The organism is Nonomuraea sp. NPDC003727, assembly GCF_053586935.1.
Genome location: NZ_JBSFNE010000010.1, coordinates 132885 through 142491, shown reverse-complemented (window position 1 = coordinate 142491; position 9607 = coordinate 132885). Strand labels below are relative to the sequence as shown.

The 9607-nt window shown below is 70.9% G+C and carries 13 protein-coding genes; 4 read left to right on the top strand and 9 right to left on the bottom strand.

What is annotated here, in order from left to right; genetic code table 11:
- Positions 1-51 precede the first annotated feature (51 nt).
- From ACWDLG_RS25735 to ACWDLG_RS25725, 3 genes are all read right to left on the bottom strand, one after another.
- Entirely contained in the window at positions 52-480 is a 429-nt protein-coding gene (locus ACWDLG_RS25735; protein WP_449924258.1) for an OsmC family protein, read from the bottom strand.
- Between the two features lie 104 nt (positions 481-584).
- Positions 585-1118, bottom strand: a complete 534-nt coding sequence (locus tag ACWDLG_RS25730; RefSeq protein WP_449924255.1) for a peptidase inhibitor family I36 protein — start codon at positions 1116-1118, stop codon at positions 585-587.
- 133 nt (positions 1119-1251) lie between these two features.
- Complete coding sequence (locus tag ACWDLG_RS25725) at positions 1252-2643, bottom strand: ankyrin repeat domain-containing protein (protein ID WP_449924252.1); 1392 nt, start codon at positions 2641-2643, stop codon at positions 1252-1254.
- Between the two features lie 94 nt (positions 2644-2737).
- On the opposite strand from ACWDLG_RS25725, the gene ACWDLG_RS25720 reads away from it, so the two are divergent.
- A complete protein-coding gene (locus ACWDLG_RS25720; RefSeq protein ID WP_354904325.1) occupies positions 2738-3400 on the top strand; it encodes a DUF1707 SHOCT-like domain-containing protein in 663 nt (220 codons plus the stop codon).
- Positions 3401-3484: 84 nt separating this feature from the next.
- Here the strand turns inward: ACWDLG_RS25720 and ACWDLG_RS25715 are convergent, their stop codons facing one another.
- From ACWDLG_RS25715 to ACWDLG_RS25690, 6 genes are all read right to left on the bottom strand, one after another.
- Positions 3485-4198 (bottom strand): sirohydrochlorin chelatase, encoded by a 714-nt coding sequence (locus tag ACWDLG_RS25715; RefSeq protein WP_449924249.1) that lies wholly within the window; start codon positions 4196-4198, stop codon positions 3485-3487.
- A 239-nt stretch (positions 4199-4437) separates the two neighbouring features.
- Positions 4438-5166: a phosphoadenylyl-sulfate reductase gene (locus ACWDLG_RS25710; RefSeq protein WP_354904321.1), complete on the bottom strand. Its 729-nt coding sequence runs from the start codon at positions 5164-5166 to the stop codon at positions 4438-4440.
- Positions 5163-5306 carry an Insertion element protein gene (locus ACWDLG_RS25705; protein ID WP_354904319.1) on the bottom strand — a complete coding sequence of 48 codons (144 nt, stop codon included), beginning with the start codon at positions 5304-5306 and terminating at the stop codon, positions 5163-5165. The genes ACWDLG_RS25710 and ACWDLG_RS25705 overlap by 4 nt, the downstream gene beginning before the upstream one ends.
- On the bottom strand, positions 5303-6976 hold the full coding sequence (locus ACWDLG_RS25700; RefSeq protein WP_449924244.1) for a nitrite/sulfite reductase: 1674 nt from the start codon (positions 6974-6976) through the stop codon (positions 5303-5305). Before ACWDLG_RS25700 ends, ACWDLG_RS25705 begins: the two co-directional genes overlap by 4 nt.
- A 123-nt stretch (positions 6977-7099) precedes the next feature.
- Positions 7100-7171: a putative leader peptide gene (locus ACWDLG_RS25695; protein ID WP_354905218.1), complete on the bottom strand. Its 72-nt coding sequence runs from the start codon at positions 7169-7171 to the stop codon at positions 7100-7102.
- 61 nt (positions 7172-7232) lie between these two features.
- Entirely contained in the window at positions 7233-7373 is a 141-nt protein-coding gene (locus ACWDLG_RS25690) for a hypothetical protein (RefSeq protein WP_354904315.1), read from the bottom strand.
- A gap of 1 nt (position 7374) precedes the next feature.
- Between ACWDLG_RS25690 and ACWDLG_RS25685 the strand changes: the two genes are divergently transcribed.
- The 3 genes from ACWDLG_RS25685 to ACWDLG_RS25675 all read left to right on the top strand — a co-directional run bounded on the left by ACWDLG_RS25685 (position 7375) and on the right by ACWDLG_RS25675 (position 9590).
- Positions 7375-8157: a TIGR03084 family metal-binding protein gene (locus ACWDLG_RS25685; protein ID WP_449924241.1), complete on the top strand. Its 783-nt coding sequence runs from the start codon at positions 7375-7377 to the stop codon at positions 8155-8157.
- Between the two features lie 32 nt (positions 8158-8189).
- Positions 8190-8561 (top strand): YccF domain-containing protein, encoded by a 372-nt coding sequence (locus ACWDLG_RS25680; RefSeq protein WP_354904310.1) that lies wholly within the window; start codon positions 8190-8192, stop codon positions 8559-8561.
- Positions 8562-8627: 66 nt separating this feature from the next.
- The gene (locus ACWDLG_RS25675) at positions 8628-9590 is read left to right on the top strand and encodes a YihY/virulence factor BrkB family protein (RefSeq protein WP_449924238.1); all 963 of its coding nucleotides are present in this window, start codon (positions 8628-8630) and stop codon (positions 9588-9590) included.
- Positions 9591-9607 lie beyond the last annotated feature (17 nt).

Here is a 9607-nt window from a genome sequence, read left to right as displayed (position 1 = left end):
CGCGGGCCCCGCGTCGAGCGGCGGCGCCGGGCCCGCGCCGACCGGCGGGCCTCAGCCGAGCAGTTCGGCGTTGAGCGAAATGATGGTGCCCGCCAGCGCCTTGCTCACCGGGCAGTTGGCCTTGGCCGTCTCGGCCGCCTCCTGGAACTGCTCGGCGGTGATGCCGGGCACCTGCGCGCGCACGCTCAGCACGATGCCCGTGATGCCCTCGCCCGGCTGGAAGGTCACGTCGGCCTTGGTCTCGATCGTCTGCGGCGGGGTGCCTGCCTGCGCCAGCCCGTGGGACAGGGCCATCGAGAAGCACGAGGAGTGCGCGGCCGCGATGAGCTCCTCGGGAGAGGTCTTGCCGTTGGCCGCCTCGGCCCTGGAGGGCCAGGAGACGTCGAAGGTGCCGACGCCCGAGGTGTCGAGCGAGACCTGACCGGAACCGTCGAGGAGCGCGCCCTTCCACTGCGTGGTCGCGGTACGGGTGGTCGCCATGGCGATGTCCTTTCGCTGGAAAACCCCAACATATCCCGCTGGTCGTCGATGATCGCCGGTACCCGCCGCGGGGTCGCGGGGCCGCGTCGACGGCCGGCGGGCGGTCAGTCGCAGCCGCCCGAGCCGCGCGTGCTCAGGCAGGCCCAGCCGAGCGTGCCGGCCTGGCGGCGCGCGCCCGAGGGCAGCGTGTTGGGGCTGCCCAGGTAGGACCCGTAGACCTTCACGGTGGGGGTGTCACGGGTGCGGCGCAGCAGCAGCTGGGCGGTGTGGTGGTTGTTGTGCACCGAGCCGAACCGGTCGATCCGCAGGTCGACCCACTTGCCCTTACCGCTGAGCACCCACTGGTTGCCGCGGTAGCGCGACCGCTCCCAGAAGCAGGCCACGCCCGAGTCGCAGTCGCCCTGCCCGTCGAGACTCGCGCACGTGGACGGGAAGACGTGGACGCTCAGCGCGCCGTCGTCGTAGCTCACGGTGTTGGTGTCGACCCTCGTGCCGCCGGGATGGCGGGCCAGCTGCGCCGCTATCGCATTGTCGCTGTCGAGCGCGCACTGGTCGGTCGGGTCGGCGGCGGCATGGCCCGCCGAGGCGGGCAGGCAGGCGGCCAGGAGGGTGATCGCGGCGGCGAGTCCGATGTGCACGCACGGTCCTAACGTCGGAGGCTGATGACGAACGGAACGTTAGCGTGTGACTGCGCTGTGTTACACCACCTTCTCGCCAAAGTCGCCGCGTGACTCCCGCGCGGCACGTCGGGGAGTCACGCGGCGTGCGCGCTCAGCCCTCCAGGGACCTGCGGGCCTCCTCAGCCACCTCGCGGGCGTAGTCGTCGTCACTGTCGGCCAGCACCCGCTCGAACCCGGCCCTGGCCCTGTCGTCCTTGCGCAGCGCGAGCCCGCGGGAGGCCTCGGCGACGGTGCGCAGGTCGCTGTCGGCCAGCCTGTTCGCCAGCGCCTCACGGATCTGCGGGGTGTCGGCGTCGAGGTTGGCCAGACCCGTGGTGGCCCAGTCGCGGACCTCGTCCTCGTCGTCGGCCGACATCTCGACCAGCAGCGCGAGGCCCTCGCTCCAGAGCCCGCCCTCCTCGCCGCCCAGCTGTTCGGCATCGCCCGGCAGCACGTCGGCCAGCGCGATCGCGTCCGTCATGGTGCGCTTGTGCCCGGGGCGGCCGATGATGCCGAGCACCTGGGGCAGCGCCCTCGGGTCGCCCTGGTGGCCGAGCGCCGCCAGCACCGACCGCAGCACCTGCGGGTCGCCCTCGGTCGTGGCCATCTTGCGCAGCAACGGCAGGGTCCGCTCCCGGTACGGCTTGTCGCCGTCCTCGGTGACCCCGAACTGCGCGATGGCGTCGACGCCGAACTCCCGCTCGCGGGCGTCCTCGCTGACGCACAGCCGGGACAGCGCCTCGTAGGTCTCCTCGTCGGCGCGCTTGCCGAGGGTGTCGGCGACGATCCACCACGTCTCGGCGTCCTCGTCGGTGTCGCGGTGCGCCACCGCCCTGGCCACGAGCTGGTCGACGGGGGTGTGGATGCCGTCGGCCTCCTCCAGGAGGGTGGCGATCGCCGCGTGGCCGCGCTGGGCCTGGACCTGCTCGCGCTCCTCGCCGTCGGGGGACTGGCCGGCCACCGTGACCAGCTCGGTGCCGTCCTTGGCGTACTGGCGGCCCACGACGTACTCCCAGCCCTCCTGCTCGATCTGGTCGAGCAGCGCGCTCTCCAGGTGGACGCCCACCCAGTCGACCGCGATGTCGAGCGGTGTGTCGCCGTCGGCGTCGTACTTCTCGATGTCGGCGCCCGCGTCGAGCAGCACCCTGACCACGCCGAGCGCGCCACGCCTGGCGGCCAGCGTCAGCGGCGTGTCACCGTCGTCGTTGGCCGCGTTCACGTCCGCGCCCGCCTCGATGAGCACCTGGGCGGTCTCGGCATGGCCGTTGGCCGCCGCCCACGCCAGCGCCCGCCAGCCGCCACTCTCGGCGCCGTCGACGTCGGCGCCCCCGGCCAGCAGCGCCTGCGCCACGGCCACGCGGTCCCACGCGGCCGCCGCGCACAGCGGGAGGCCCTCCTCCTCGCCCTGGCTGACCACCTTGGGGTCGGCGCCCGCGGCCAGCAGCTCGCCCACGGTCTCCAGGTCGCCGGTCAACGCCGCCCTGTAGAGCTGTTCCTCATGCATGACAGGACCCTAGCGTCTTCCGTCTCGGCCCAGACTCGTGCGGCTCGGCGATCTCGGGCTCCGCAAGCCCGTCAAAACGCGATATGTTGCGTCTATGAATGAACCGGGGGACCTGCGCGCCTCAGACGCCGAGCGAGAGGCCGTCGTCGAGCGGCTGCGAGAAGCCTCGGTCGAGGGCCGGTTGACGCTGGTCGAGCTGACCGACCGGACGGAGGCCGCCTACCAGGCGACCACGCACGCCCAACTGGCCCTGATCACTCAGGACCTGCCGGCCGCCGGCATCGCGGCACCCCTGCCCGCCGCGCCGCCCTCACGTCGCCGGCGGTGGTTCGTGGCGATCATGGGTGACTCCAAGCGCCGCGGCAAGTGGCGGATCGACCAGGAGCTCGGCGCCGTCGCGGTGATGGGCGACGTGCTGCTCGACCTGCGCGAGGCCGAGGTCCGCACCAACACCATCGACGTCACGGCCGTCTCCGTGATGGGCGATGTGAAGATCATCGTTCCGGACGGCGTGGACGTCGACCTCGACGGCATGGCCGTCATGGGCGACAAGAAGGTCGACGTGCTGGAGGCCGCGCCCGGCATGAACGTGCCCGTGGTGCGCGTGCACGCCTACGCGGTCATGGGCGACGTGAAGGTCATCGGCGACTCGCGGGCCAAGCCGATCAAGCGAGGCTGGGCCGCCTGGCGCGAGCACCTCGGCCTGTCCCACGAACAGCTGTGGAGCGGCGAGCGGCGGCAGCTCGACCGCGACTGACCCCGCGGGACCGGGCCGGGCCGACCACGCCGGGTTTCGAACCGGGCCGGACGGGGTCGCCCCGATAGGCCGGGGCAGCCCCGATCAGGCCGGGACCGCGGCGGGTTCGGCCCGCAGCGCGAGCTCGTAGCGTTCGAGCAGCACCTCGACCAGCTCGGGGGCCGGACCGAGCACGTCCGACACGACGTCGGCGCCCGCGCCGCGCCGTACCTTGTCGGCGAAGAAGCCGGGCGCCAGCAGGTACGGCGCGACGGCCACCCGCGGTGCTCCCGCGGCACGCAGGGCCGCGACCGCCTCGGCGGGGGTGGGCCCGGCCGCGGACGCGTAGGCGGGCGTGACGGCCCACCAGCCGGACCGGCGGTCCCAGTCGCGGGCCAGAGCCGCGACGACGGCGTTGGCGCGGGCGTCGCTCGAGCCGGCCGAGACCAGCACGACGGCCGTGCCGGGATCGCCGGTGGCGACCCCCGCCTCCGTCAGGCGGCGGTCGAGGGCGTCGAGCAGCAGCGGGTGCGGGCCCAGCGTCGTGCCGTAGCGCACGCGCAGGCGGGCGTCACGGGCGCGTGCCTCGGCCAGCGCGGCCGGCAGGTCGACCCTGCTGTGGTAGGCCTCGGTCAGCAGCAGCGGCAGCACGACCGCCTCGCGCAGGCCGTGCAGCGCCTGGCCGAGCGTTGGCGGGCCGTGGTCGAGGTAGGCCGAGCGGACCTCCAGGCCGGGCCGCCGCCGGCGGACCCGGTCGAGCAGGGCCTCCACGGTCGCGGCGGCGCGCGGGTCGCGTGACCCGTGCGCCACCGCGACCAACGGGATCGCGCCCCTGCCAAGGCGCGCTCCCTCACCCGCCGGATGCCGACCGGCGGTGGCAGGAGGTCCCGGGGCATGCGGTTCAGCGGCCACCGCTCCCGGGACGACAGCTCGCGGGGTCACAGCTCCCTGGGCCACCGCTCCCGGGAGCAGGGCTGCAGGGATCGGAGTCCCCGCGGCCAGGGTCTCCGGAGCCGGCGTTTCCCGCGTCAGCGCTTCCTGGATCAGCGCTTCCTGGATCAGAGGTGAATGCCGCATTCGGTCTTCCCCATGCCCGCCCAACGGCCGCTGCGCGGATCCTCGCCCTCGGCCACCTGTCGCGTGCAGGGCGCGCAGCCGATGGACGGGTAGTTGTCGTAGTGCAGCGGGTTGATCAGGACGCCGTTGTCGGCCATGTAGTTGTCGACGTCGTCCTGGGTCCACGCGGCGATCGGGTTGACCTTGACCATCTGGCGCTTGGCGTCCCACTCCACGACCTTGGTGCCCGTGCGCGTCGGCGACTCGTCGCGGCGGATGCCGGAGAGCCACGCCAGGTACGGCTCGAGCGCCCGGTTGAGCGGCTCCACCTTGCGCAGGTAGCAGCACAGGTCGGGATTGCGGCCGAACAGCCGCGGACCGAGGTCACGCTCCTGTTCCTCCACCGTCCGCGACGGCTTCACATCGATCACGTTGACGTCATAGACCTGCCGTACCGCGTCACGGGTGCCGATCGTCTCGGCGAAGTGGTAGCCCGTGTCGATGAACAGGACGTCAACACCCGGCTTCACCCTGCTCACCAGGTCGATCAGCAGGGCGTCGCTCATGGAGGAGGTCAGGCACAACCGGTCGCCGAACGTGGCGGCCGCCCACCGGATGATCTCCCTGGCGGGCGCGCCCTCCAGGAACACGGCGGCGGACTCGACAATGGACTGCAGGTCGAGCGTGCCGCGCTGTTCTCTTAACGTCACCTCGATGTCAACCAGCGTCATATCCTCACTCCGATCCCGAGAAACTTGAGCTTGAAGGCGCGGGCGCAGGCCCGGCAGTACCAGCCGCCGTCGCCCTCGTAGGGCTCCAGGTCCTCCTCACCGCAGTACGGGCAGTGGAAGGGAACCGCGCGCTCGCTCATCTGAGGTCCGCCTCGTCCGCTCGCTGGACCCAGTCGGCGAACGACTCGCCCTCTTTCTTCTGGTCCTCGAAGTGGGTCAGGACCCGCTCGACGTAGTCGGGCAGCTCCTCGGCCGTGGTCTTCAGGCCGCGCACCTTGCGGCCGAAGCCCGCGTTGACGCCGAGCGAGCCGCCGAGGTGGATCTGGAAGCCCTCGACCTGCTCGCCCTTGTCGTTGACGACCAGCTGGCCCTTCAGGCCGATGTCGGCGACCTGGATGCGGGCGCAGGAGTTCGGGCAGCCGTTGACGTTGATGGTCAGCGGCTCGGCGAAGGACGGCAGCCGCTTCTCCAGCTCGTCGATCAGGTGGGAGGCGGTGGCCTTGGTCTCGACGATGGCCAGCTTGCAGTACTCGATGCCGGTGCAGGCCATCGTCTGGCGGCGGAAGGTGGAGGGCGTGACCTGCAGGTCGTGCGCCTCCAGCGCGGCCACCAGCGAGTCGACCTGGTCGGGCGCGACGTCGAGGATGACCATCTTCTGCTCGACGGTGGTGCGGACCCGGGCCGAGCCGTGCCGCTCGGCCAGGTCGGCGATCACGTGCAGCGTGTCGCCGTCGAGTCGGCCGACCTTGGGCGCGAAGCCGACGTAGAAGTTGCCGTCCTGCTGCGGGTGGACGCCCACGTGGTCGCGGCGGCTGTTGCGCGGCTGCTCGGGCGCGGGGCCGTCGGGCAGGTCCTCCTTGAGGTACTCCGTCTGCAGCACCTCGCGGAACTTCTCCGGGCCCCAGTCGTTGACCAGGAACTTGATCCTGGCGCGGTGCCTGAGCCTGCGGTAGCCGTAGTCGCGGAAGATGCCGATCACGCCGCCGTAGACGTCGCCCACCTGGTCGGGGCGGACGAACACGCCGAGCCGCTTGCCGAACATCGGGTTGGTGGACAGACCGCCGCCCACCCACAGGTCGAAGCCCTTCTCGCCCTGCTCGTTGACGACCCCGACGAAGGCCACGTCGTTGATCTCGTGCACCGTGCAGTGGGCCGGGCAGCCGGAGATGGCCGACTTGAACTTGCGCGGCAGGTTGGAGTAGGCCGGGTCGCCGATGAAGCGCTCGTGCACCTCGCGGATCGCCTCGGTGGCGTCGAGCACCTCCTCGGAGTCGATACCGGCCAGCGGGCAGCCGAGGATGACGCGCGGCGTGTCGCCGCAGGCCTCGGTCGTCGACAGGCCGACGGCCTCCAGGCGCTGCCAGATGTCGGGCACCGCCTCGATCTCGATCCAGTGGTACTGGATGTTCTGCCGGTCGGTGACGTCGGCGGTGCCCCGGCCGTACTGGTTGGAGATGTCGGCCAGCACCCGCAGCTGCTCGACGCTCAGCTGCCCGCCGTCGATGCGGACGCGCAGCATGAAGTAGCGGTCGTCCAGCTCCTCCGGCTCCAGGACGGCGGTCTTGCCGCCGTCGATGCCGGGCTTGCGCTGGGTGTACAGGCCGTACCACCGCATGCGTCCACGCAGGTCGGCCGGGTCGATGGAGTCGAAGCCGCGCTTGGAGTAGATGTCGATGATGCGCTGGCGTACGTTCAGCCCGTCATCGCTCTTCTTGTTCTCCTCGTTCTTGTTCAGCGGCTCGCGGTAGCCGAGAGCCCACTGACCTTCGCCGCGCGGGCGCTTGTGATGCCGGCTGGCAGGGGTGGTCATAGCGCGTCCTTTGGGTCATGGGCGCGCGCCGGCCTCCTCCTGCCTCATCGTCGAGTGCAGGGGACCGGGGTGTGCGACGCGCGCGTCGTTCCAGAAAGAAAACGGAAAGGAGAGCGGGCGTCGCTAACAGATGGCGCTGCGGACACGCTGAAGGTCGACGTGACGTCGCACGACGAGCATCGGGTCCGCTGGCATACCTCAGACCATACCTTGGCGGTCTGCCATGTCCAACAGTGGTCCAGAGTCTGGACGATCTTCAGCCCTGCCTGGGCCAGTCGAGTTCCGACTCCTTGGGCGTGTCCTCGCTCTGGTGCTGGCAGTCGCACCACGAACCGCCCCTGCACTCCTCGTGATGCTTCTCCTTGCACTTCTCGCAGATCACCACTTGATTATTCATCGTGGACTTCTTCCCGGCCCTGCTCATCGACCTGCGCGACGAGACCGCCGACCTCGAGTCGCTCCTGGAGGGCGCCGACTGGGAGCTCCCCACGCCGGCCGAGGGGTGGCTGATCCGCGACCAGGTCGGCCACCTGGCGTGGTTCGACGAGGCGGCGGTCAGAGCCGTCACCGACCCCGGCTCCCTGCGGGCCGGCGAGGTGGCCGAGACCTTCGTCGACGACCTGGTGGCCGAGGCCCGCGCGCTGCCCGCGGCCGAGGTGCGCGCGTGGTTCCGTACCGCCCGCGCCCGCATGCTGGAGGTGTTCGCCACGCTCGATCCCAGGCGGCGCGTCCCCTGGTACGGCCCGCCCATGTCGGCCGCCTCCTTCGTCACCGCCAGGCTGATGGAGACCTGGGCCCACGGCCAGGACGTGGCTGACGCGCTGGGCGTGGTCAGGACTCCCACCGCCAGGCTCAGGCACGTCGCCACGCTGGGGGTGCGGGCCATGCCGTACGGCTTCGCGGTCAGAGGCAGGCCGGTGCCCGCCGACCCGGTGCGGGTGGAGCTGACGCTGCCGGACGGCGTGCCGTGGACGGCCGGGCCCGCGGGAGCGCGGGACGTGGTGCGCGGGCCGATGCTCGACTTCTGCCTGCTGGTGACCCAGCGGCGGCACCTGGACGACCTGCGCCTGGAGGTGACGGGCGAGACGGCGCGGGAATGGACGGCGGTCGCGCAGGCGTTCGCGGGCCCGCCGGGGAAGGGCAGGGACCCGTCAGGGGTGATTCAGGGCGATTCCGGATGATCGTTTGGGATATGTGCTGACATGCTGAACATATGCGCACCATTCTGAACGTGATCTGGCTGGTCCTGGCCGGCCTCTGGCTGGCGATCGGCTACGTGATCGCCGGCGTCATCTGCTGCATCCTGATCATCACGATCCCCTTCGGCATCGCCTCGTTCAGGATCGCCGGCTACGCGCTGTGGCCCTTCGGCAGGACCGTCGTGCGCGATCCCGACGCCGGCGCGATGTCGACCATCGGCAACGTCATCTGGATCATCTTCGCGGGCTGGTGGCTGGCGCTCGGCCACATCATCACCGCGATCCCGCTGTTCATCTCGATCATCGGCATCCCGCTGGGAGTGGCCAACATCAAACTCATCCCCGTCTCGCTCCTGCCCCTCGGCGCGCGTATCGTCGAAACCTGACACGAGATCGGATTGTCACAGGTCATGCGGGGAAGCTGACCTCGGACAGCGAATACCTTGGTTGCCATGACGTCCACCGACGCACCGCCCGGCGCGAAGCGCCGCGGGCCGCGGCTCAGCATGAGCCGCGCGAGGGAGCGGCTCAGCTGGGTGCTGGACACCCGGTCGTGGGCCATCGTTCGCGCGTCCGTGGACGCCGGCGTCAACTACCGCGTCACCGGTCTGGCCGGCGAGGCCGCCTTCTTCGCCCTGCTGTCGCTGCCGCCGTTCGTGCTCGGGCTCATCGCCGTGCTGGCCCAGCTGAGCTTCGTGCTGGGCCCCGACACCGTCCAGACCGTGCGCGCCGAGGTGGAGAAGCAGGCGCAGTTCATCTTCACCGACAACGCCATCGACCAGGTGATCAAGCCGCTGCTGGACGACGTGCTCAGCAGCGGCAACACGGTGCCGCTGATCTCGGTCGGCTTCCTGCTGGCGCTCTGGTCGGGCTCACGCGCGCTGTACGTGTACGTGGACCTCATCTCGGTGGCCTACGGCCTGGGCGAGGAACGCGGCATCATCCGCACCCGGCTGATGTCCTTCGGCCTCTACCTCATCGCCCTGCTCATCGGCGTCGTCGTCATGCCGGTCATGCTCATCGGGCCCGACCTGCTCAGATCGGCGATCAAGGACTACGCGGTGCTGGTCGACGTGCTGTACTGGCCCGTCGTCATCATCGGCTCGGTGCTGTTCCTGACCCTGCTCTACCACGTCAGCGTGCCCGTGCGGACCCGGTGGTTCCGCGAACTGCCCGGCGCGGTCCTGGCGCTGTTCCTGTGGCTGGTGTGCGCGATGGTGCTGCGCACGGTCCTGGCCTCCTGGTTCTCGCCCGTCTCGGTGTACGGCTCGCTGGCCGCGCCCATCGCCGTGCTGCTGTGGCTGTACATCACCGCGCTGGCCGTGCTCATCGGTGCCATCCTGAACGCCGAGGTCGACCGGCTGTGGCCGGGGGAGGGGACGACCAGGGGCAGGGCCGGCCGTGCGGCAGGCTGACAGCCGATGGACATCCG

Bases quoted from the DNA above. Each gene is read 5' to 3' on its own strand.
- ACWDLG_RS25705 (WP_354904319.1), bottom strand. From the start codon at position 5,306: ATGAGCGAGCGCGCGGTTCCCTTCCACTGCCCGTACTGCGGTGAGGAG.
- ACWDLG_RS25710 (WP_354904321.1), bottom strand. From the start codon at position 5,166: ATGACGCTGGTTGACATCGAGGTGACGTTAAGAGAACAGCGCGGCACG.
- ACWDLG_RS25700 (WP_449924244.1), bottom strand. From the start codon at position 6,976: ATGACCACCCCTGCCAGCCGGCATCACAAGCGCCCGCGCGGCGAAGGT.
- ACWDLG_RS25690 (WP_354904315.1), bottom strand. From the start codon at position 7,373: ATGAATAATCAAGTGGTGATCTGCGAGAAGTGCAAGGAGAAGCATCAC.
- ACWDLG_RS25725 (WP_449924252.1), bottom strand. From the start codon at position 2,643: ATGCATGAGGAACAGCTCTACAGGGCGGCGTTGACCGGCGACCTGGAG.
- ACWDLG_RS25720 (WP_354904325.1), top strand. From the start codon at position 2,738: ATGAATGAACCGGGGGACCTGCGCGCCTCAGACGCCGAGCGAGAGGCC.
- ACWDLG_RS25675 (WP_449924238.1), top strand. From the start codon at position 8,628: ATGACGTCCACCGACGCACCGCCCGGCGCGAAGCGCCGCGGGCCGCGG.
- ACWDLG_RS25680 (WP_354904310.1), top strand. From the start codon at position 8,190: ATGCGCACCATTCTGAACGTGATCTGGCTGGTCCTGGCCGGCCTCTGG.
- ACWDLG_RS25735 (WP_449924258.1), bottom strand. From the start codon at position 480: ATGGCGACCACCCGTACCGCGACCACGCAGTGGAAGGGCGCGCTCCTC.